General features: G+C 46.4%; 19 protein-coding genes. 16 read left to right on the top strand and 3 right to left on the bottom strand.

From position 1 onward, the window contains the following. The first annotated feature begins 98 nt into the window (after positions 1 to 98). The 5 genes from FEM55_RS02140 (at position 99) to FEM55_RS02120 (ending at position 4,179) form a co-directional block, all read left to right on the top strand. Positions 99 to 533, top strand: coding sequence for a c-type cytochrome (locus tag FEM55_RS02140; RefSeq protein WP_138279667.1), 435 nt, complete (start codon positions 99 to 101; stop codon positions 531 to 533). A 22-nt stretch (positions 534 to 555) separates the two neighbouring features. Next, positions 556 to 2,037 (top strand): PQQ-dependent sugar dehydrogenase, encoded by a 1,482-nt coding sequence (locus tag FEM55_RS02135; protein ID WP_138279666.1) that lies wholly within the window; start codon positions 556 to 558, stop codon positions 2,035 to 2,037. 38 nt (positions 2,038 to 2,075) lie between these two features. After that, positions 2,076 to 2,534 (top strand): RidA family protein, encoded by a 459-nt coding sequence (locus FEM55_RS02130; RefSeq protein WP_138279665.1) that lies wholly within the window; start codon positions 2,076 to 2,078, stop codon positions 2,532 to 2,534. Positions 2,535 to 2,849: 315 nt separating this feature from the next. After that, on the top strand, positions 2,850 to 3,248 hold the full coding sequence (locus FEM55_RS02125) for a VOC family protein (RefSeq protein WP_212748284.1): 399 nt from the start codon (positions 2,850 to 2,852) through the stop codon (positions 3,246 to 3,248). 319 nt (positions 3,249 to 3,567) lie between these two features. Continuing rightward, complete coding sequence (locus FEM55_RS02120; RefSeq protein WP_138279663.1) at positions 3,568 to 4,179, top strand: RNA polymerase sigma factor; 612 nt, start codon at positions 3,568 to 3,570, stop codon at positions 4,177 to 4,179. A 77-nt stretch (positions 4,180 to 4,256) separates the two neighbouring features. On the opposite strand, the gene FEM55_RS02115 is transcribed toward FEM55_RS02120, so the two are convergent. After that, positions 4,257 to 4,709: a hypothetical protein gene (locus FEM55_RS02115; RefSeq protein ID WP_138279662.1), complete on the bottom strand. Its 453-nt coding sequence runs from the start codon at positions 4,707 to 4,709 to the stop codon at positions 4,257 to 4,259. Between the two features lie 370 nt (positions 4,710 to 5,079). Here FEM55_RS02115 and FEM55_RS02110 point away from each other — a divergent pair, with 370 nt between their 5' ends. The 6 genes from FEM55_RS02110 to FEM55_RS02085 all read left to right on the top strand — a co-directional run bounded on the left by FEM55_RS02110 (position 5,080) and on the right by FEM55_RS02085 (position 15,140). Next, on the top strand, positions 5,080 to 6,177 hold the full coding sequence (locus FEM55_RS02110; RefSeq protein ID WP_138279661.1) for a FecR family protein: 1,098 nt from the start codon (positions 5,080 to 5,082) through the stop codon (positions 6,175 to 6,177). Between the two features lie 197 nt (positions 6,178 to 6,374). After that, a complete protein-coding gene (locus FEM55_RS02105; RefSeq protein WP_229209052.1) occupies positions 6,375 to 9,809 on the top strand; it encodes a SusC/RagA family TonB-linked outer membrane protein in 3,435 nt (1,144 codons plus the stop codon). Between the two features lie 22 nt (positions 9,810 to 9,831). Next, positions 9,832 to 11,391, top strand: coding sequence for a SusD/RagB family nutrient-binding outer membrane lipoprotein (locus tag FEM55_RS02100; protein ID WP_138279659.1), 1,560 nt, complete (start codon positions 9,832 to 9,834; stop codon positions 11,389 to 11,391). A gap of 144 nt (positions 11,392 to 11,535) precedes the next feature. Next, positions 11,536 to 12,810 carry an amidohydrolase/deacetylase family metallohydrolase gene (locus tag FEM55_RS02095; RefSeq protein ID WP_138279658.1) on the top strand — a complete coding sequence of 425 codons (1,275 nt, stop codon included), beginning with the start codon at positions 11,536 to 11,538 and terminating at the stop codon, positions 12,808 to 12,810. A 240-nt stretch (positions 12,811 to 13,050) separates the two neighbouring features. Then, the gene (locus FEM55_RS02090; protein WP_374756471.1) at positions 13,051 to 13,959 is read left to right on the top strand and encodes an RraA family protein; all 909 of its coding nucleotides are present in this window, start codon (positions 13,051 to 13,053) and stop codon (positions 13,957 to 13,959) included. Positions 13,960 to 14,033: 74 nt separating this feature from the next. Beyond that, the gene (locus FEM55_RS02085; RefSeq protein WP_138279656.1) at positions 14,034 to 15,140 is read left to right on the top strand and encodes a bile acid:sodium symporter family protein; all 1,107 of its coding nucleotides are present in this window, start codon (positions 14,034 to 14,036) and stop codon (positions 15,138 to 15,140) included. Between the two features lie 83 nt (positions 15,141 to 15,223). Here FEM55_RS02085 and FEM55_RS02080 read toward each other — a convergent pair whose 3' ends face one another. Then, positions 15,224 to 15,730, bottom strand: coding sequence for a GNAT family N-acetyltransferase (locus tag FEM55_RS02080; protein WP_138279655.1), 507 nt, complete (start codon positions 15,728 to 15,730; stop codon positions 15,224 to 15,226). A gap of 230 nt (positions 15,731 to 15,960) precedes the next feature. Between FEM55_RS02080 and moeB the strand changes: the two genes are divergently transcribed. The 3 genes from moeB (at position 15,961) to FEM55_RS02065 (ending at position 18,596) form a co-directional block, all read left to right on the top strand. Beyond that, on the top strand, positions 15,961 to 17,007 hold the full coding sequence (gene moeB, locus FEM55_RS02075) for a HesA/MoeB/ThiF family protein (protein WP_138279654.1): 1,047 nt from the start codon (positions 15,961 to 15,963) through the stop codon (positions 17,005 to 17,007). A 39-nt stretch (positions 17,008 to 17,046) separates the two neighbouring features. After that, positions 17,047 to 18,003 (top strand): nitrilase family protein, encoded by a 957-nt coding sequence (locus FEM55_RS02070; RefSeq protein ID WP_138279653.1) that lies wholly within the window; start codon positions 17,047 to 17,049, stop codon positions 18,001 to 18,003. A gap of 122 nt (positions 18,004 to 18,125) precedes the next feature. Then, complete coding sequence (locus tag FEM55_RS02065; RefSeq protein ID WP_138279652.1) at positions 18,126 to 18,596, top strand: NADH-quinone oxidoreductase subunit A; 471 nt, start codon at positions 18,126 to 18,128, stop codon at positions 18,594 to 18,596. Positions 18,597 to 18,976: 380 nt separating this feature from the next. Here FEM55_RS02065 and FEM55_RS02060 read toward each other — a convergent pair whose 3' ends face one another. Further along, positions 18,977 to 19,705, bottom strand: coding sequence for a hypothetical protein (locus tag FEM55_RS02060; RefSeq protein ID WP_138279651.1), 729 nt, complete (start codon positions 19,703 to 19,705; stop codon positions 18,977 to 18,979). A gap of 139 nt (positions 19,706 to 19,844) precedes the next feature. On the opposite strand from FEM55_RS02060, the gene nuoB reads away from it, so the two are divergent. Together nuoB and FEM55_RS02050 are read left to right on the top strand one after the other, a co-directional pair. Then, entirely contained in the window at positions 19,845 to 20,375 is a 531-nt protein-coding gene (nuoB, locus tag FEM55_RS02055; RefSeq protein WP_138280610.1) for an NADH-quinone oxidoreductase subunit NuoB, read from the top strand. Between the two features lie 10 nt (positions 20,376 to 20,385). Then, positions 20,386 to 20,928 (top strand): NADH-quinone oxidoreductase subunit C, encoded by a 543-nt coding sequence (locus tag FEM55_RS02050; protein WP_138279650.1) that lies wholly within the window; start codon positions 20,386 to 20,388, stop codon positions 20,926 to 20,928. Positions 20,929 to 21,021: the final 93 nt, after the last annotated feature.

Raw genomic sequence — 21,021 nt, 5'->3', positions numbered from 1 at the left:
CGTTAAGTTGGATATTACTCTCCGGCAAATTGAGTGTTCCTTTAAGGGGATGGAGGGAGAATGGCAAAAGTAGCAAAAAACAATTTTTTAAAACATTAATGCAAAAAAATAAATATACAGCCGCCAGCCTGTTTTTATTTTCCGGCATAATCCTCGCCGGATTTTCACCGGAAAACGTTAAAAATTACAGTCATTCAAACCAGGATCGCTGGGTTGCGCCCGCATGGGCAGACACGCTTAAAAGCCCGTATCACGAAGAACCGCTGACGCTGGCGCAGGGTGAAGAACTGTTTACTTTATACTGTGCTTCCTGTCATGGCGATGAAGGTTACGGCGACGGTGCCGCTGGTGGTGCGCTTGGCCAGAAGCCGGCAAATTTTCACGACACGCTGGTTAAAAAGCAAAGTGACGGCGCCCTTTTCTGGAAACTGTCCAACGGAAGAGGCAACATGCCGCCTTTTAAAGATGTATTTACTGCCGAACAAAGATGGCAGCTTGTAGCATACATCCGCCATTTAGGTAAAAATGAGTAAATCCTGAACCTTATTATAGACCATGCTCACACTCAGCCGCATTTTCAAACCCGGTTTAGCCGCCTTGCTTGTTGCCGGCATCGCATTTCAGGCTTCCGCACAAACCAAGGAACAGGGCACGGCAACGCCGAAGTCGCTTCGTGACGATATTACAATCGAGCACTACATGAAAGTAGAACCCGAAGCGGTACGGATTATTCGCCATCCGGTTACAGGTGAAATTTATTATACCACATTTTTCGGTGATGTACTCAAAGTCGTCCTTGTGAATGGCCAGCCTGAAAGTAAAAAACTGCTTTCTGCCGAAGATCATGGCATAATCCGTCTGCAAGGCGCTGCTTTCAAGGGAAACACGCTTTTTCTTGCGGGTAATATCAACGTCAACAACAATAAAGGCAACAAAGGCCGCATGGTCCGCTATGAAATGAAAAGCGGTGTGGAAAAGCCCGAAATGACCGTTGTTTTCAATACGGTTGAATACGGTGCCAATAAAACCACTTTTGACCATGGCTGGAACGCACTGGAAATCAGTCCGGACGGAAAATACATTTATGTAAATACCGGCGCACGCACGGATCACGGCGAAGTTCAGGATAACGGCGGCGAATACCCGAATGCAAGAGACAATGCCCTCACAGCCAAAATATTCCGTTTCTCGATTGATTCCAAGGATCTCTTGCTTTCAGCAGATGAAGCCGAACTGAAAGCCGACGGATACATTTACGCAGAAGGAATCCGCAACGCCTATGATATGGCGTTTGATCCGAAGGGAAATTTGTTTGCCGTTTCAAATTCAGGAGATTACGATCATCCTGAAGATATGTTCTGGGTAAGACAGGGACATCATTACGGTTTCCCTTGGATCATGGGCGGCATCGAAAATCCGCAGCAATATCCCGACTTCCAGCCCGATCCTGAAAAAGATCCTTTTCTGAGCAAATTTGCTTTTGCATGGCTGATGAAGTACTTTCACAACGACCCGGAATTTCCTAAAAGACCGGCAAACGTTCAGTTTACACCTGCTGTACAGAATCTGGGCCCGGATGCAAACGAGTACCGCGACAGAAAGACAGGCGTTGTCATGGACGGCGATACAACCGGCGCAACAGTCGGAACTTTCAATGCACATTCCTCGCCGCTTGCGCTGTTCTTTGACAATGAAAATGCACTCGGGAAAGACCTGGCCGGCGACGGATTTGTAATCCGCTACACCGGCGGGCCAAGAAACGGCGTCACCAACCCGAGTCCGCTGAGAAGGCAGGGCCGGGATTTGCTGGATCTGGATCTTGTTTATGACAAGGCAACTGATAATTACAAGGTAAAAACGACACGCCTGATAGAAGGATTTACCGCTCCTACTGACGCGCTTCTGGTTGGAAACATTCTGTACATCATTGAATATGGCGGAAAACAAGGCGGTAACAAGGCCGGCGGCAGCATCTGGAAAGTAACCTTGCCGGCGAATGACAAGCTGGCAAAAAGAAGCAGGAAGAAAAGATCATAATTATATTGCATTAAACAACCTTATTAATAGTATCCATTATGAAGTCTGAAAGAAGATCCATTCTAAAAAAATTATTCGCTTCTGTTGCAGGTGTGGCAGGACTTGGCGTTGCTTCAAAAGCGAAAGCGGATGTTGCTCCTGAAAAGGAAGTAGGCGATGTGGTCATGTATCAGGACGTTCCACTGTTTTCCGGTCACACCAAGTTCAACAACATGGTTTTTATAGCCGGAAAAGGTGCACATTTTGAAGGCGACATTACGGCACATACCAAACACGTACTGGACGAACTGGAAAAGGAATTGATCAAAGCAGGTTCTTCAATGGAAAAAGTACTGAAATGCAGTGTTTTTCTTCACGACCTGAACGATTACAAAGCCATGAACGAAGCCTACAAAGGCCGTTTCGGAAACAAACCGCCATGCCGTACAACCGTTGCCGTTTATGGCGGCGTTCCGGGCGATTCACTTGTTGAAATCGACTGCATTGCTTATATCTAGAAAATTCAGCAAGTATTCTTAAATATAAAAAGCCATTCAGTTCTAACAGACTGAATGGCTTTTTATTAATAAAATTTTGCAGGAAATACCTTGTAATGGTAACGGGTTCGACGAAGGTCCCCGGATGCTCATTATGTGCCCAAGAACACCTAAGACAGGGTTTATTTTAAACTTTGTTCTGACATCATTAATTGTCACAAAGCCCCCCTTTCCTTGTCGCAATCTCACCCGCACGATTTAGCCGCCGGCATTTACCTTTGTCCTATTCAGATTATTTCAAAATCACTTGTTTTTAAATCTTGAACCATGGAAAAAATGGATTTGAATCCTTATCTCATGTTTGACGGAAATTGCCGCGAAGCGCTGAACTTCTATCATACCGTTTTCGGTGGTGAACTCAACATAATGACTTACGGCGACCTGGACGGAAGTTGTCCGGATGGCATGCGTGATCATGTCATGCACGGAACGCTTATGGGCGGCGAGATCGAGTTTATGGCTGGCGATGCACCCGAAGGAATGCCGTTGGGCACAGGCAAAATCAACCTTTCGCTCAGCGGGTTTGATGAGGCTTCCCTGTGCAGCAAATATGAGGCTTTAAGTGAAAATGGCACCATTGTCGTACCGCTCGACCGTCAGATGTGGGGCGATCTGTTCGGTGCTTTTCAGGATAAATTCGGAATTGACTGGATGGTTAATATCCGAACCTCCTAGTAAAGAGCAGAATCATTGTCGGACGGAGAGAAACAGGTGATCCAAAACGTAAAATGGATTAGTTGTTTTACAATTTCGATGCATGCAGCTTTCTTTCGGTTTGACAGTACCTTACTGATTTTCAAACGGTATGTTTACCGCTACGGCTATCGCCTGCATTGCTGAAAACGTGCCAGTCTAAGACTTATGTCATTTTCCAATTTATATTTGGCTCAAATGATTTTAATCAGGATATTATTTCCTCATAAAAATAAAAGTTGTCTTTAAATTTCTTTCTTCGGCAATTTTGAAGTTACTTTGTTGCCTGACCCAATTTGATTTGAACAAGAGACAACGCATCGCTGAAGAGAACGAACTTCTTTTAAATCTCTGGCACCAATCCCAGGCCGGCGACAGTCTTGCATTTTGTCAGTTGGCCGACAAGCAATACCGCACTTTGTTCAATTACGCCACCAGTTTTACATCAGACCGGGAATTTATCAAAGATTCCATTCAGGAACTGATGATCCACATCTGGGAAAGAAGGCAGAATATACACATTCAGTATGTCTCGATTTATTTTCTGAAAGCCCTGCGAAATCAGCTTTTTCAGGAACTCCGCCGTCATCATCCTGCCGTTGCGCAACTTGACGCAGACGAAGTCAATCAGATTTCCGATTTTCAAACTGTAGAAACCGAGATCGAAAGAAATGAGCTGTTCAATGAAAACAAGGCGAAAGTAAGAACTGCACTGGAAGAACTTCCCCGTCGCCAGAAAGAAGCCATATTCCTGAAATATTACGAAGGAATGGATAACGAGCAAATTGCCGATCTCATGCAGGTTAACCGACAATCTGTTGCCAATCTGCTGTTTAAAGGAATTGCCTGCCTGAAATCACAGATCAAAAGCGTTGGTACGGCAATTTCGATTCTGGTTTTATTTCTGCGTTAATTTAACATCAACCTGATACAAGACTGATCCTTTGGACCAGTCTTGTAGGCACATCAATAAAACCGCCGTTTATGCTTTTACCATTTCTCTACAAGTTTGAAATCCATGCGCGTTTTCTCGCCAATCCGGGCATAGCCTGATCCTATATTCGCAGATGAAGGATCATCAATCGGCTTTCCAAAAACCTTTTCTTTCGATCCTTCTATTTCTGTAAAAGGAACAGATACCTCAATAATTTCAAACTTTCCGGGTACATCCACGGTGACATCATAGTTGCCCAGCTTATTGGTAAATGCATTCTGCAACAGCACGCGCGGTTCATTACCAGCTTTCCCGTAAATCTGAACTTCTATATTCTCGACACCTTTGCCGTCTTTATCGACGATAGCACCGTAAATTCCCGATATACTGTTTCGATCTTCATCGTGCTTGCAGGCAGTGAACTGAAACAAAACAAATAGCAAGAACAGGCTGCATAAAAAGGATTTAAACAAACCACTGGTAACCTGCAAGTTTTCTACATTTTTCATAATGAATCGATGTTTAATTGTTAATGAAACCATTTGTTTACTTGCTCCGAAGTAAACTGAACGGATCCAATTAAGCGAAGACGATGAGCAATCGGCTACAGTTCAGTGAGCAAAAGGTAAAAAACTGCTTTTTCCAAGTTTATCAAACCGTTGCTTATTCAGACATCAATTATGCTGGGTACTCAGCAAGACGTCTGTTCTTCTGGAATTCTGTAATGGATCAAGGAATGATAAAAAGCAGTAAACGGCTTTTAAAAATATCATCAGGCTGCAATCACTGTTTTTTTTAGAAAATAATTCTCAGAAAAAGAGTATTAGCCCAAGAAACCTGCATCCTTCATAAAATCAGCCATACTATTATTTGCCTTATATGCAAGATTACCGAAATTTTCTTCCGGAAGAACTGGCCGCTGATCCGTCATTCAGACGGTGGGTTTTGTTCAGTGACGCGGAAGAAGCTGTGTTCTGGACGGAATGGCTGGAAAACAATCCGGACAGGCACGAACTGGTTGCCAGTGCAAATAACCTGCTTGCGCAAACCGAAGCAGCATTCAACAACATTTCAGAGGACGAAATTGCCAATGAAATTTACAGGCTTTCGCATGCCATTGGTGAGAAAACAGCTAAAAGGCCATTTTTACATATCCGTTTCAGGCCGCACTGGTACCAGATGGCCGCCTCCGTTCTGGTTTTGATATTTGCAGGCTGGTGGTTTAACAAACAGACGGCTTCGCAGCAGCAGTCAGATCAATACAAAGTCATTCTGGGCCAGATTTCGGAACCGCTTGTACAGGAAGAAAACAATTCCGAAAAGGCACGGCTGGTTTTGCTGGAAGACGGAAGTTCGGTACTGTTACAGCCCAAAAGCCGCATTACGTACCCGATAAAATTTGAACACGGCAAAAGGGAAGTATTCCTGATCGGCGAGGCTTTTTTTGAAGTGGCCAAAAACCCGAATAAACCTTTTTTCGTATATGCCCATACGCTGGCTACAAAAGTACTGGGAACCAGCTTCAAAGTAAGTGCATTTGACGACAGTGAAGTAAAAGTGGTTGTAAAAACCGGAAAGGTTTCGGTTTTCCCGATGACAAAAGAAGCCTTGTCAAAGCAGCAGTCGAATGACCGGCTTGGCGGAATGGTTCTTACGCCCAATCAGCAGATTGTTTTTGCTGCGAAAGAACTCCGGCTCACCAGAAGCCTGATCCCCAACCCTACCCTGCTGGAAATGCCGATTCAGCGACAGTCGTTTGAATTCAAGGGTACTCCGATCTCGGAAGTTTTCGCGGCGCTGGAAAGGTCTTACGGTGTGAAAATCGTGTTTGATGCGGAAGTCATGCGCAACTGTTATCTGACCGCATCCCTGTCCGACGAACCGCTTTTTGAAAAGATTAACCTGATATGCAAAACCCTTGGCGCTGAATATGAGCAGCTTGATGCAAGCATTATCATCAACAGTAAAGGTTGCTGATCTTAATCCTCAGTTAAAACAACAAACCCGTTAACGCCTATGACAACAGTTTTTTCTTTCCATTACCTGTAAAAGAGCCGATGATGCTGCAACATCACCGACTCGCCTAATCCCCGGTTTATTTACGCTTACGATGTCCGTATGACGGCTATCACGGGAATTTAATGCCGAATTTCAAACCCGACAAAACCAAAATTATGTCAAAACAAGTACAATTTCAAAATGCTTTACAGCGAATCATGCGCATTTCACTGTATCAAGCCTTGCTCTCTATTGCCTTCGGCACGCTGGTGCATGCTTACGACGTGCGCGGCCAGAAAGTTCTGGATCAAAAAGTAACGTTACGACTGGCCAATGCCGAAATGGATCAGGCGCTGGAAAGGATCGAGCATGTGACAAAGGTCAAGTTTATGTACAATCCGGTGATTTTCAATAATCAGAAGTATTCTTTCAAATTCCAGGATGAAACCCTTTCGCAGGTTTTGGTAAAAATACTGGCTCCGCACAAAGTGACGTATGAAGTGGTGCAGGACCGTATTATCCTGAAAAGAGAATCGGCCGCTTCGGAAATTGCTCCGGCTGCCAAAGATGCGCCCAAACGCAATGTTTCGGGTGTGGTTACGGACGAAACCGGTTCCGGTCTGCCGGGCGTAAGCGTACTGATAAAAGGCTCGCAGCGCGGAACTTCCACGGATTCTGACGGCAAATACTTTATTGATATTCCGGATCAGGAAGCAGCAAGTGCCGTGTTGATTTTCAGCTTTGTAGGCTACACCTCTCAGGAAGCTCCTGTCGGAAACCAGACGATGGTTTCGGTTCAGCTTGCACCCGAAGCAAAAGCGCTTAATGAAGTCGTTGTAACTGCATTGGGTATTTCAAAGGAGAAAAAAGCACTTGCATATGCTGTTACCGAAGTAAAAGGCAGCGAGTTCACACAAGCACGTGAAAACAACGTGGCCAATGCTTTGACCGGTAAAATTGCCGGTGTGAATGCAACGGGTATGTCAACAGGCCCCGGCGGTTCAAGCCGTATCATCATCCGCGGTAACGGTTCTCTGAGCGGAAATAACCAGCCTTTGTATGTCATCAACGGTATGCCGATGGACAACAGCGTTCCTGGAGGCGGCAACGCATCGGATGGAAACGGCAACAACACCGACCGTGGTGACGGGATCGGCGGTATTAACCCGGACGACATCGAATCCATCAGCGTTTTGAAAGGCGGACCGGCAGCAGCTTTGTACGGTGCGCGTGCAGGAAATGGCGTTATTCTGATTACAACAAAAAAAGGACGTGCTCAGAAAGGCATCGGTGTGGAGTTCAACAGCAACTTCACAACGGAAAACCTGGCGATTATTCCAGACTGGCAATATGAATACGGGCAAGGTGTGGACGGCGTAAAACCCATGACGCAAACGCAGGCAAAAAGCTCAGGCCGCTTGTCGTACGGTGCCAAGATGGACGGCACGCCTGTTATCCAGTTTGACGGACAGATGCGCCCCTATTCTCCTCAGAAAGACAACCTTAAAAACTTTTACAGAACGGGAACAAACTACATCAATTCCATTGCATTTACCGGCGGAAATGAGACAATTAACTTCCGTTTTGGTTTGAACAATACCAAATCAAACAGCATTGTTCCCAATTCCGATTTTACAAGAAGAATTGCCAACCTGAATGTGAATGCATTTTTGGGCAAGAAACTGAGCATCGAAACAGTTGTGCAGTATAACATTGAAGGCGGCCACAACCGTCCGAAAGTAGGCTATGCCGATTACAATCCACACTGGGCAACGCATTTGATCGCCAACACGGTGGATATCCGTAACCTGGCACCCGGCTATGATGCGGTTACAGGCAGAGAAGTAGAATGGAACCCGGTTCCTGCTGCGCCGAACCCTTATTTTGTCATTAACAAATTCAAAAACGACGACCGCAAGAACCGGTTTTTAGGCCAGGCAAGTGTGCGTTACGATCTGCTTGAAAACCTGTTCATCAAAGGAAGCGTGAGCCAGGATTACTACAATTTCAAATACGAATTTGTGGTGCCTACCAACAATGCTTACGAACCGCTGGGACGCTACGAATCCAACAATACGTCTTCTTCGGAAACCAACGGAATGCTGACGTTGAATTACAACAAGGAATTCGAAAATTTCAGCTTCTCCGCATTGCTTGGCGGTAACACGCAGCGCAGCATTTATGATGAAATGTTATACCGCGGTGCTGAATTCACGATTCCGGGCTTTTACAGCTTTACCAACCTTGCGACTTCCACCACGACACCCAATTACCGGAAAAGCGGAATTAACTCCATTTTCGGATCGATTGATTTGGGTTACAAAGGATTGGCTTACCTGACCATGTCGGGACGTCAGGACTGGTTTTCGGTTCTGAACAAATCCAACAACAGCATTTTTTACCCGGCTATAGGCGGAACAGTGATTCTTTCGGAAGCCATCGACATGCCGGCAGCCATCAGCTTTGCCAAGGTGCGTGCATCATGGGCACAAGTGGGTGCCGTAAACGTAGATCCCTACAGAATTTACCAAAGCTATCAAATGGCGCAAGGCGGTCACAATGGTCGTCCGGTGCAGCAGCTGGCTTCGGCGCTGGTGCCTAACCCTGATTTGCGTCCGCTTACCTCGACGACTTACGAGGCTGGTGTGGAAGCCCGATTCCTTAACAACCGTTTCGGCCTTGACCTTACTTTTTACAACCGTAAGACAACCAATGACATTGTTCAAAGCTCCATCGCCGCTTCTTCGGGTTACACGTCCGCACTGCTGAACGTAGGTGAGCTGAGCAACAAAGGGATCGAGCTTTTGCTGACTGCGACGCCGCTTCGTAAAACCAATTTCACGTGGGATATCAGCTACAACATGGCTTACAACCAAAGCAAAATCGTGAAACTGGCGGATAACCTGCCAAGCCTTAGCATCGGAACCGGTGTAGGCGGTGGCTTGATCAATAACTATGTAGGCGGTACTTACGGTGAAGTATGGGGTTACAACAAGAAAACTGACGGCAATGGAAATGTGGTTTTTAACACAGCCAGCGGCTACGCAGTAAGAGGCGATCTTGAAAAACTGGGCAATGGTATTCCTCCGCTGACCATGGGTATCACCAACAATTTCAAGTACAAAAACTTCTCGCTGAACATTCTTGTGGACGGTAAATTCGGAAGCGTGGTTTACTCGAACATGTATCAGTATGCGTATCGTTTCGGCTTGCCAAAAGAAACACTTCCGGGTCGTGAAACCGGTGTAACGGTAACAGGTGTAACGCCTGAGGGCGCTCCTTTTACAAAAACATGGGAGAAAAAGGACGTAGATACGTATTATGACAATGATAAAAACTACACGGGCATTTTCACGTTCAACAACGACTTTGTGAAGCTGCGCCAGGTTATCCTGAGCTACAACCTGAATGTCAGCAAGCTTTCATTCCTGAAACTGCAGGCTGCTTCGGTTTCATTGGTCGGCCGTAACCTGCTGCTGCTTTACAAAGACAAACGCAACAACTACTTCGATCCGGAGTCCAGCTATACCAATGGCAATGCGCAGGGGCTGGAAGCATTTGGTGTGCCGAGAACGAGAAGCCTGGGCGTGAACCTGACAGTGAAATTTTAATCATTAAAAGATTTTAGTGAATATGAGAAATTTAGTGAAAGTATTATATCTGGCTCCGGCCCTGTTCATCGCTTCCTGCGATAAAGGTTTTGAAGAAATGAATGTAAATCCGAATGCTTCCACGGAGGTTGTTCCGGGCTTTCTTTTCACACGGGCGCAGCTGGTAACCGTGAGCAACAACTTCACAGGCGCGGCTTACCTTACAATCGGCGGTTCCATGCAGCATTTTGCAACTTACAAGGAAGTTCCTGCGGCGGGAGACAAATATTTCAATTTTGGTTACAGCCAGGGAAGCTGGAACTTGTATGGAGGTGATCCGGTAAGTCAGGGTGCGGTAATTGACATTGCGCAGGTGATCGACGCGGTTTCAGAAAATCCGGCAGACGTTAACAGGCTGTCCGTTGCCCGCATCTGGAAAGCATACCTGTTTCACCGCCTGACCGATTTGTACGGTGATATTCCCTATTTTGAAGCGGGAGAAGCGCTTTCGAGCCAGAACTTTACGCCGAAATACGATACGCAGCAAGCGATTTATGCGGATTTGCTGAAAGAACTGGAAGAATCGATCAATGCATTTGACGCATCGCAGCAGACATTCGGTAACGCGGACCTGATTTATGGCGGCAACATTGACAAGTGGAAAAAATTCGGCTACTCGCTGATGCTTCGTCTGGGCATGCGTTTGACAGAAGTGGATGCAGCCACGGCTGAAACCTGGGTAAAGAAAGCCATTGCCGGCGGCGTGATCACAGCAGATGAAGATATGGCAACGATTGCCTATGTGGATGGTTCCATCACGGCCAGCCGCAACTTTATCGCGGCAGGTTTGATGTCCACAGATTATGTAACGCCCGGCGGCGACAATGTGGAAGGCGGAAAATTGGCGAAAACATTGATCGACCATTTGAAAACGACCAAAGACCCGCGTCTGAATGTCATTTCGGTTGTCTGGACAAAGGCTTCTGCTACTGCTCCTTATGTTGCGGATACGGCAACGGCTTTGCAAAAAGGGATGCCGAATGCAGCTTTCAACTCGCTACCTGCAGATTTCGATACTTATTCCGAGCCAAATCCGAACACGATCCTGAAATACAATGCACCGTTACTGGTTTTCACACCAGCAGAAGTGCACCTTTTGCTGGCAGAAGCAGGACTGAGAGGCTGGTACTCGGCCACAACGCCTGCTGCTGAATACAACGCCGCAGTAACTTCGGGCATGAAACAATGGGCGGCTTTCGGAGCAGGCGGCATTATTTCCGACGCAAAAATTGCTGCTTACCTGAAACAAAATCCATACAAGGAAACCGGAACACTGGCAGATAAAATGGAGCAGATCGCGACACAGAAATGGGTTGCGCTTTTCCTGGAAGATGAATATGAAATCTGGTCCAACTGGAGACGCACCGGTTACCCAAGGCTGACACCAACTAATTATCCCGGCAACCTGACAGGCGGACAGATCCCGACCCGCTTTGTAATTCCTGATTCGGAAGAACTTTATAATAAAGTTAACTTCTACGAAGCAAGAACAAGACAGGGCGGCACCAACACGCTTTCCAGCAAAGTTTGGTGGGATAAATAAAATATGGATTCAACAAGTGAAATCAGACTTTCCGGAATTGACCGGGAAGTCTGATTTATGCTTCAAAAGCCAGTTGAAGCAGCATTTGAAAGCGAGAAATTCCAGAACAAACACCCGTTTACCAACTATTCCTGAACCTTAATCATGAACAAGAAATCGCTATTGGCCGGTCTGGCCTTCTTTTTTTCCCTGCATGCCGCCAGTGCCCAGAAGTACAGCATTGTAATCAAGGGCGGAACAGTTATCGACCCGAAAAACAATATCAATACCGTCATGGACGTGGCGCTGAAAGGCGATACCGTCATGCTCGTCGCCAAAAACATTGATCCGAAAGAAGGAATGCAGGTTGTCAATGCCAAAGGGTTGTACGTAACGCCCGGACTGATCGACATGCATTCGCATAACTTTTACGGAACCAATATGGACCAGACTTACAGCAACGGACCCAATGCGCTTCAGCCGGACGGTTTTACTTTCCGTACGGGCGTAACGACCGTTGTGGATGCCGGCTGCTCCGGATGGAAATCGTTTCCTGCCTTTAAAAAACAAACCATTGATGCATCGAGAACACGCGTACTTGCATTTCTCAACATCGTGGGTGAAGGGATGCGCGGCGGAACGTATGAGCAGAACATCGAAGACATGAACGCTGCTGAAACTGCCCGTGTTGCCAAAGAAAACCCTGAAGACGTAGTCGGCATCAAACTGGCGCATTACAATGGCTACAACTGGACGCCGACGGATCGTGCTGTGGAAGCCGGAAAACTGGCCAATGTTCCCGTCATGATCGATTTTGGCGGAAGCAAGCCCGTGCTTTCCATCGAAGAACTGTTTATGAAACATCTGCGTCCCGGCGATATTTTCACGCACTGCTTCGGACAGCTCAGCAGCAGAGAACCGATTCTGGACGTTGCAACCGGAAAAGTAAAGCCGTTCGTTTACGAAGCGCGTAAGAAAGGCATTTTGTTCGACGTAGGTTACGGCGGGATCAGTTTTGCCTTTTCACAGGCTATTCCGGCTGTAAAAAGCGGTTTTTACCCGAATACGATCAGTACGGATATTCATACGGGCAGCATGAACAATGCGATGAAAGATATGCTGAACGTCATGTCCAAATTCCTCGCCATGGGCATGGATCTGCCAGCCGTGATCAAGGCAAGCACCTGGGCTCCGGCGCAGGCCATTCACCGCGAACAGCTTGGGAACCTTTCGGTCGGCTCACGTGCAGATGTAACCGTTCTGCGGATGCTCGACGGCAAATTCCAGCTTAACGACACCGGCACATTTGGCTTCTTTGATTATACCGGAACAAAAATTCACGGAAAACATAAACTGGAAGCGGAACTGACGATCCGCGCAGGAAAAGTGGTATACGATCTCAACGGCATTACCAATCCTCTGGTACTTTCCAGCAATTAACCCGCTCCGAACAGGACGTCTGAAATATTTCTTACAAAGCATTCAGACGTCTTTTTTCAAGCCGGATTTCAGCAGGATATTCGCTCCGGCTTGAAAATTTAAATTTAAGCCATGATATTCGGCGTTCCTTCTGCTTTTATACAGATATACGTTACCGGAAATTATTTCATCCTTTATTGATCCTGACAAAAGTCCCAGCGCTTAATTCATTTTTTTATGAGAGTACCTTTCATTGGTTTTATGACAATCCTGGCGTTGAGCCTGAGTTTTCCCAAAGTTGTAAATGCACAGACCATATCCAAAGAAGAACTGATTTTCCTGACCTCGGAATGGAAAGGAGAACGATTTCCGGACGGACGGCCCAAAGTTTCCGACGATCTGATCCGCAGGGTAAAAGAAATTGCCATTGAAGAAGCCTGGGTTGTACTGCAGAATGAAGGTTACAACTGCCAGTTTGACGGGAACTGGAAAATGATTCATCAGGATGTGCCCATTGCCGGACGTGCCCTGACGGCCCAGTTTATGCCTTCCCGGCCGGATGTTGAAAAAAATATCAAAGACCGTGGTGCCAAAAACGGCCGTATCGGCAATACCAATTCCTGGCCGATTGATCAGCTGAGCAAAGGCGACGTGTATGTTGCGGACGGTTTCGGGAAAATAGCGCAGGGAACTTTGATCGGCGATAATCTCGGCAACTCCATATTTGCAAAATCCGGAAACGGTGTCATTTTTGACGCATCTTCACGCGACCTGGAAGGGCTTTCCAAAATTGAAGGTTTCAATGCATTCGTAAGAGACTGGGACCCGTCTTACCTTAAAGATGTATTTCTTTCCGGACTGAATACGCCGATCCGTATCGGGCGTGCCATCGTGCTGCCCGGCGATCTTGTGCTTGCCAAAAGAGAAGGCGTTATTTTTATTCCTGCCCACCTGGCCGAAAAAGTAGTGGTTACCGCCGAGTTCATTGCATTGCGCGACAAGTTCGGAATCCAGATGCTGAAAGAAGGAAAATATACGCCTGGGCAAATCGACAGCCAATGGTCGGATAAACTAAAAGGCGATTTCCTGAAATGGCTGGACAATAATCCGAATGAAATTCCGATGAAACGTTCGGAACTGGATGAATATATGAAGAAAAGAACCTGGTAATTAGCCGTTTCCAGTCTTTACAATACATTGCTTCCGAAATTTCCATTCACCTTTTTTTATTGCAAAACAACCGTATGAATATTTACAAGCTCCTGTCCGGCATTGCTGCTTTATGCCTGCTCGTGGCACTTTATCTTGCGCTTTCAGGCAATTTACCGCAGGCGGGGCCATTCTTTATAGCATTTTTTCTGTCGCTGGCCATCAGTTTCAGAGGGTATGAAAAGCTGAAAGGGTTTACTTACACCACCATTATTTTTGCAGCGGTCACAACGGCCCTGTATTACCCGCAGCATTTCCAGAGTGTAAACGGCTTCAAACTGGCCACGCTGATTACACCGCTGATCCAGATCATTATGTTCGGAATGGGAACGTCCATGAGTTTCGGTGATTTTGTAGGCGTTGTAAAAATGCCTAAAGGCGTGCTGATCGGCGTTGTAAGCCATTTTATCATCATGCCGACCATCGGTTACACGCTGGCGAGCATCAGCGGTTTTCCGCCCGAAATTGCAGCGGGCATAATCCTCATCGGTTGCTCGCCGAATGGCATGGCATCCAATGTGATTTCCTATCTTGCAAAAGCAAACCTGGCGCTTTCCATTACAATCACTGCGATTTCAACCATGCTTGCCCCGATTGTCACGCCGGTGCTGATGAGTATGCTGGCCGGTGCTTTCGTTCAGATCGATACGCTGCATATGATGTGGGATATTATCAAAATGGTGATTATCCCGATCGGTGCCGGACTTCTTTTCAACAGACTGTTCAGTGGAAAGGTAAAATGGCTGGATGCCGCCATGCCGCTTGTTTCCATGGCGGGCATTGCATTCATCATCGTGATTATCACGGCTGCCGGCCGCGACAGTCTGCTTACCATCGGACCTGCTTTGCTCCTGCTTGTACTGATTCATAACCTTTCCGGTTATACGCTTGGTTACTGGTCCGGAAGGCTGTTCAAGATGAGCGAAAGAGATTGCCGCACCATTGCCATTGAAGTCGGCATGCAAAACGGCGGACTGGCGTCGGGAATTGCCAAGGAAATGGGTAAAATGGCCACGGTCGGGCTGGCTCCGGCTATTTTTGGCCCTTTAATGAACATCACGGGTTCTATTCTGGCATCGTGGTGGCAAAGCAAACCGACCGGTGACGAAGCAACGTACGTGGAAACCGGCCGCGCACATTAACTCTTGTTGGTTTAAAAGCGGTCTTGGAATCCGGAATTGTAATTCATTTTACATCCGCTGATTCCGAGACCGTTTTTTTATGTTCAATCGTCATCTTCAAGTTGCAGCTGCATAAATACAAGGTCCAGCCACTGATCGAATTTGAAACCTACTTCCTTAAGGTACCCTTTTTCGACAAAACCGTATTTTTTGTGAAATTCGATGCTTCCGCGGTTTGCTGCATCAATTCCGGCAATCATTGTATGCAGTCCCGATTCCCTGGCACGCTGAATGAGACTGCCCAGCAGCTTTCCCCCTACTCCCATTCCACGGGATTTTTCATCCAGGTAAATGGAATGTTCAACGCTGAATTTGTAACCGATTTTCGGACGAAAAATATTATAGGAACCGTAACCGATCACTTCACCGTCCGATTCGGCAACAATCACAGGCATTCCGTCGATGAACATCTGTTCCAGCCATGCCTTTTGCTGTTCCAGTGTACGGGGTTCATAATCGTAAATTGCGGTAGTATTCAGAATGGCGTGGTTTATAATTTCAAGCAGTGAAGGCAAATCCTTCGGAGCAGCACTTCTGATAATAAGATCCATCAAAATAACGTAAGTTCAATAACAGGTTGATTTAACGGTCTCAAAGTTACCCCATAAAATTCAGAATTTCGTATGCTCCGCACATGCAAATCGCCAAAGCATCTGCGGTTTATTTGCAAATCGCAGTTCTCATTACCCTGAATTGACCATGCCGTTCCGAAAGTACATACCGGCGCAGTTTTAGTTTATCCGGGAATTTAATAGCTTCGTTAAACTGAAATCATGAACAAATGCTCGAAATTCAGGAACGCAAACGTTACAGCAGGCAAATTCTTTTACCTGAAGTCGGACTGGCCGGACAGGAAAAACTCAAGGCATCAAAAATCCTTGTAGTCGGTGCGGGCGGGCTGGGCTGCCCGGTGCTGCTTTATCTGGCGGCGGCCGGCGCTGGCAGCCTGGGAATTGTCGATGATGATACCGTTGACGTCACCAACCTGCACCGCCAGATCTTATATTCCAGTGACGATGTGGGCAAAAACAAATCGGCAACGGCTGCAAATAAATTATCAGCAATCAATCCTTTTGTTCAAATACACTCTTATCCGGTGCGGCTTGCGGAAGAAAATGCTGCTGAAATCGTTTCCGAATATGATCTGGTTATTGATGCATCGGACAATTTCCCTACGCGGTATCTTGTCAATGATGTTTGTGTTAAACTGGACAAACCCTTTGTCTTCGGTTCCATCCTGCGTTTTGAAGGCCAGGTTTCCGTATTCAATTACCATAACGGCCCAACTTACCGCTGCCTTTTTCCCGATGCAGAGGATGGCGACAACTGCGAAGAAGCCGGCGTAATCGGAATTCTGCCGGGCATCATCGGTACTTACATGACGAATGAAGCCATTAAGATAATCTGCGGAATAGGTGATGTCTTGTCCGGCAAACTGATGTTGATCAATGCGCTTAACGGTTCCGTGCAGTTGTTTGAATTTGCAAGATCGGCTGCTGCCGGCGACATCAAACCTTCCGAACCAAGAACGGCTGAAAAACCGGAACCGGCTATCGGCGAACTTACTTATGAAGAATTTGAAAGTCTGCAGATGGAAGATCCGGAACAAGTTCATTTGGTGGATGTGAGGGAATACAACGAATTTGAAGCAGATAACTTTGGCGGAATCAATATTCCGTTATCCGAAATCCCGGAAAGCATTGCGTCATTTCCACAGGATAAAAAGATCATCTTCTACTGCCAGAGCGGAAAACGGAGCAGTCAGGCTGCGCGTCTGCTTTTACAGAGCGGTTTCAAAGGACAAAGTTTCTGGGCGAAGCAATGGTGAATTACAGATAGTAAAGGAAAATAATGCGATGGGCAAAACATGGAAAATTTAAAAATTGCTACGGCACAGTTTGAGAATAAAAGCGGTGACAAGGATTACAATCTGGAGGTGATCAGCCGGCTTTCAAAGGAAGCGGCTGAAAAAGGCGCAAAAGTGATTGCGTTTCACGAATGTTCGATTACCGGCTACACTTTTGCCCGGAATCTGTCGCGCGAACAGATGCTCGAAATTTCAGAGTTCATTCCCGACGGTCCGAGCATTCAAAAACTTCAGCGCATTGCGGCAGAAAACAGGATTGCCGTTCTGGCCGGACTTTTTGAAAAAGATGCGGATGACAAAATGTACAAAGCGTATGTTTGCGTGGATGAAAACGGGCTGGTCGCCAAATACCGAAAACTGCATCCGTTTATAAATCTGCATCTGACACCCGGCGACGCATACGTTGTTTTTGAGCTTTACGGCTGGAAATGCGGCATCCTGATCTGTTATGATAACAATATCGTGGAAAACGTAAGAGCAACCAAATTGCTCGGAGCGGACATTATCTTTATGCCGCACGTAACCATGTGTACACCTTCTACCCGTCCCGGCGCCGGCTTTGTGGATCCCGCATTGTGGGAAAACAGGGAAGCAGATCCTACTTCGCTCAGACAGGAATTTGATGGTTTGAAAGGCCGGAGCTGGCTGATGAAATGGCTGCCGGCACGTGCTTATGACAATGCGGTTTATGCCGTTTTCAGCAATCCCGTCGGTATGGATGATGACCAGCTTAAAAACGGCTGTTCCATGATCCTTGATCCTTTCGGCGACGTCATTGCCGAGTGCCGTGAACTGGGCAACGATATTGCCGTTGCTACACTGACGCCCGAAAAGCTGGAACAGGCGGGTGGTTTCAGATATCTGAAAGCACGCCGTCCGGATTTGTACCGCCACGTCATCGGCCAGGAACACAAGTCCGAACAAAAAGTAGTCTGGCTGCAGGAACCCGGAAAATGAAAACAAACCTGAACATTTTAGGCCATTGTACCCGGTGCCGGAACAATGGCTTTTTCATTTTTAGACGACAAACTTTACTGCTTGCCCAAAATCAGTAGCTTTGCACAAACATCCGGGTAATCATGCTTTCCGATTTCGGCTATATCTTTTTATTTATCATTGCCGCACTGACGCTGCTCGGCGTCATGCTGACCATTGCCCGCTTTCTGCGTCCGGCCAAACCGAACGAAGAAAAACTGACAACTTATGAATCCGGCGAAGATCCGGTTGGAAATGCGAATATTCAGTTCAATGTACGGTTTTATGTTGTTGCGCTCATATTCGTGCTGTTTGAAGTAGAGCTTCTGTTTCTGTTTCCATGGTCTGTTGTTTTTGGAAATGAAGAGCTGATCAGGCAGACAAACGGCGCGTGGGGCTGGTTTGCAATGGCCGAAATGAGCGTTTTTATCGGAATCCTTATTTTAGGTCTGGCATATGCATGGGCAAAAGGTTATCTGGACTGGGTAAGGCCAAACCCGAAGGTTCCGGAGGTAAAATCGCCCGTACCAATGGACATGTATAAAAGGGTTAATGAAAAATATCGCAGGAGTTAAGGCTGGATGTTTTGATTTGGCTTTTTAGTGACGTTTGCTGCTTTTTGTCATTTTTTGTTTTGAGGTGCGTGTTTCGGGAAATTGGTGGGGGTTTGGTCAATTGTTGTTTTTTGGCTTTTTAGTGACGTTTGCTGCTTTTTATCATTTTTTGTTTTGATGTCTATGTTTCGGAAAGTTGGTGGGGGTTTGGTCAATTGTTGTTTTTTGGCTTTTTAGTGACGTTTGCTGCTTTTTGTCATTTTTTGTTTTGAGGTGCGTGTTTTGGGAAGTTGGCGGGGTTTGGTCATTTGTTGTTTGTAAGATTTACGAATAAGGAATTAAAAGCCAGTTGCTAAAAGCCAAAATCTATTCGCTAAAAGCTAATAGCTAACAGCTAAAAATCATGACTTTATCCTGCGTTTGGGGAAAAATACAAGCCCGATCTGGAAAAAGATCTGGTTTAGTTTCAGTGATGGCAAATCGCTTACCGTTACACTTTCCGATTTCCATTTCCTTTTTGCCAGAAGCGGCTGCTGATATGTTAATTTGCCGCTTAAAAATACCTTCTCATTAAACTTTGGCAAGAAATCCATCTTGTAATCCGCGCCGATTCCTGCATGCAGGTTAATGTTGGCATTCAGTAATCTTACCGGCTTGTAAGCAGACGGATTCTGCAGTAACGGTCCGATTGCAACCTGACCGTCGCTTTTGATACTCAGCCGGTAGAGCATTACGTCAGCTCCGAAAGGAATGGTGAGGTTCCAGCGCGGGTTGTTCATCAGTTTGGGTCCGCCGTCCGTTCCGATTCCGATGCCGGCAAGATCTGCTTTCAAGCCGTTTTTTCCGGTTGTATAATTGGTGCTGTTCATGGCTATGATGCGGCCTTCTGAAAACCAGCGCGGCGATTCCCTCCGTCTTGTGAGCACTACGGAGCCCATAAAAGCCGTAAAAGGTTTGATGTTCATTTTGGCAAGCTCGTTTCTTATGGCTTTGTTTGCAGGAAGCATTCCCAGTTCGGCGTAAATGCCAAAACCGCTGTCAAAAATCCGCAGTGTAGAATCGGTTTGCGCCTGAACGGACGTAAAAGTGGCTGTTGTAAGAAGTAAGTACAGAAGTATCCTGTTTTTCATATGATGGAACAACGGAATTGCTTTGTGCGTGAAAACCGGAAACATATTACAGCTAATTATGGTTACTTTTATGTTCAATGGATGATGCACATACGGCAGTATCCATTGCGTTGAAAATTTTCAAAGATAAATACGAATGATGAGTGATAAAATAAAAACAGGCAACGGCGGCATTATTCTCACCAATGCCGAAGACCTGATGAACTGGGCAAGGTTATCGTCCTTGTGGCCGATGGGATTCGGGATTGCATGCTGTGCAATAGAAATGATGGCGGCTTATGCATCCAATTATGATCTGGAACGTTTCGGAATTTTGCCACGGCCTTCTCCGAGACAGTCTGATGTCATGATCGTTGCCGGAACAGTGACTTTCCGGATGGCCGACCGTATCCGCAGGCTTTACGAACAAATGCCCGAACCGCGCTATGTCATTTCGATGGGAAGCTGTTCCAACTGCGGCGGCCCATATTGGGAACACGGCTATCATGTCGTAAAAGGTGTTGACAGGATCATACCTGTGGATGTATACGTTCCGGGTTGCCCGCCGCGTCCGGAAGCATTGATCGGCGGTTTTTTGAAACTGCAGGAAAAAATAAGAGGCGAACACCCCATTGCTCCGGAACTGTTCCTGGAAATGGAATCCGAAAATGCAGCATTGCCCGTAGCATAAACCCAAAATCATGACTTTTCAGGAAATTACCGCTTTGATCGCTGCCCGGTTTACCGAATCCGGACTGGATATAGATACCAAAGGCACGCAGCCTATTCTGATCGTTCCGTTGGAAGATGTCGCTGAAATATGCCGCTTTCTGCATGAAGATGAACAATTGTATTTTGACTTTCTGGAATGCATCACCGCGATGGATAACGGGCCGGGAATAGCAACAATGGAAGTAATTTACAACATGACATCCATTCCTTACGGTCATAATCTGGCGCTCAAAACGGTTTTCCCCAGAAATACACCGGATCAAACTTTGCCTTCGGTTCCATCTGTAAGCCACATCTGGCGCACTGCCGACTGGCATGAAAGAGAAGCCTTTGACCTGATGGGCATATACTTTGAGGGACATCCTGACCTCCGGCGTATTTTACTGCCTGAAGACTGGGAAGGCCATCCACTCAGAAAAGATTATACTGTTCAGGAACGTTATCACGGCATTTATGTGCGCTATGAAGACGGCAATTCGGAACAGCTTCCCGAAAATGAAGACAGGGCATAACCAATCAAAAACTTACAGCCGGACGAATAGCTGCCAATTATGAACGGAATAAAAATAACAAATTTGGCAGCACGAAAAAGCCTCACTATTTTT

The organism is Dyadobacter sediminis, from assembly GCF_005860765.1.
GTDB lineage: Bacteria > Bacteroidota > Bacteroidia > Cytophagales > Spirosomataceae > Dyadobacter > Dyadobacter sediminis.
The sequence above is the reverse complement of the archived record's forward strand: the minus strand, read 5'-3'. Positions and strand labels throughout refer to the sequence as shown.

What these genes read in the sequence shown, in the direction of transcription:
- nuoB (WP_138280610.1), top strand. Translation starts at nt 19,845, where the DNA reads ATGAGTGATAAAATAAAAACAGGCAACGGCGGCATTATTCTCACCAAT.
- FEM55_RS02140 (WP_138279667.1), top strand. Translation starts at nt 99, where the DNA reads ATGCAAAAAAATAAATATACAGCCGCCAGCCTGTTTTTATTTTCCGGC.
- FEM55_RS02085 (WP_138279656.1), top strand. Translation starts at nt 14,034, where the DNA reads ATGAATATTTACAAGCTCCTGTCCGGCATTGCTGCTTTATGCCTGCTC.
- FEM55_RS02105 (WP_229209052.1), top strand. Translation starts at nt 6,375, where the DNA reads ATGTCAAAACAAGTACAATTTCAAAATGCTTTACAGCGAATCATGCGC.
- FEM55_RS02110 (WP_138279661.1), top strand. Translation starts at nt 5,080, where the DNA reads ATGCAAGATTACCGAAATTTTCTTCCGGAAGAACTGGCCGCTGATCCG.
- FEM55_RS02065 (WP_138279652.1), top strand. Translation starts at nt 18,126, where the DNA reads ATGCTTTCCGATTTCGGCTATATCTTTTTATTTATCATTGCCGCACTG.
- FEM55_RS02080 (WP_138279655.1), bottom strand. Translation starts at nt 15,730, where the DNA reads ATGGATCTTATTATCAGAAGTGCTGCTCCGAAGGATTTGCCTTCACTG.
- FEM55_RS02100 (WP_138279659.1), top strand. Translation starts at nt 9,832, where the DNA reads ATGAGAAATTTAGTGAAAGTATTATATCTGGCTCCGGCCCTGTTCATC.
- moeB (WP_138279654.1), top strand. Translation starts at nt 15,961, where the DNA reads ATGCTCGAAATTCAGGAACGCAAACGTTACAGCAGGCAAATTCTTTTA.
- FEM55_RS02125 (WP_212748284.1), top strand. Translation starts at nt 2,850, where the DNA reads ATGGATTTGAATCCTTATCTCATGTTTGACGGAAATTGCCGCGAAGCG.
- FEM55_RS02135 (WP_138279666.1), top strand. Translation starts at nt 556, where the DNA reads ATGCTCACACTCAGCCGCATTTTCAAACCCGGTTTAGCCGCCTTGCTT.
- FEM55_RS02050 (WP_138279650.1), top strand. Translation starts at nt 20,386, where the DNA reads ATGACTTTTCAGGAAATTACCGCTTTGATCGCTGCCCGGTTTACCGAA.
- FEM55_RS02070 (WP_138279653.1), top strand. Translation starts at nt 17,047, where the DNA reads ATGGAAAATTTAAAAATTGCTACGGCACAGTTTGAGAATAAAAGCGGT.
- FEM55_RS02060 (WP_138279651.1), bottom strand. Translation starts at nt 19,705, where the DNA reads ATGAAAAACAGGATACTTCTGTACTTACTTCTTACAACAGCCACTTTT.
- FEM55_RS02130 (WP_138279665.1), top strand. Translation starts at nt 2,076, where the DNA reads ATGAAGTCTGAAAGAAGATCCATTCTAAAAAAATTATTCGCTTCTGTT.
- FEM55_RS02115 (WP_138279662.1), bottom strand. Translation starts at nt 4,709, where the DNA reads ATGAAAAATGTAGAAAACTTGCAGGTTACCAGTGGTTTGTTTAAATCC.
- FEM55_RS02090 (WP_374756471.1), top strand. Translation starts at nt 13,051, where the DNA reads ATGACAATCCTGGCGTTGAGCCTGAGTTTTCCCAAAGTTGTAAATGCA.
- FEM55_RS02095 (WP_138279658.1), top strand. Translation starts at nt 11,536, where the DNA reads ATGAACAAGAAATCGCTATTGGCCGGTCTGGCCTTCTTTTTTTCCCTG.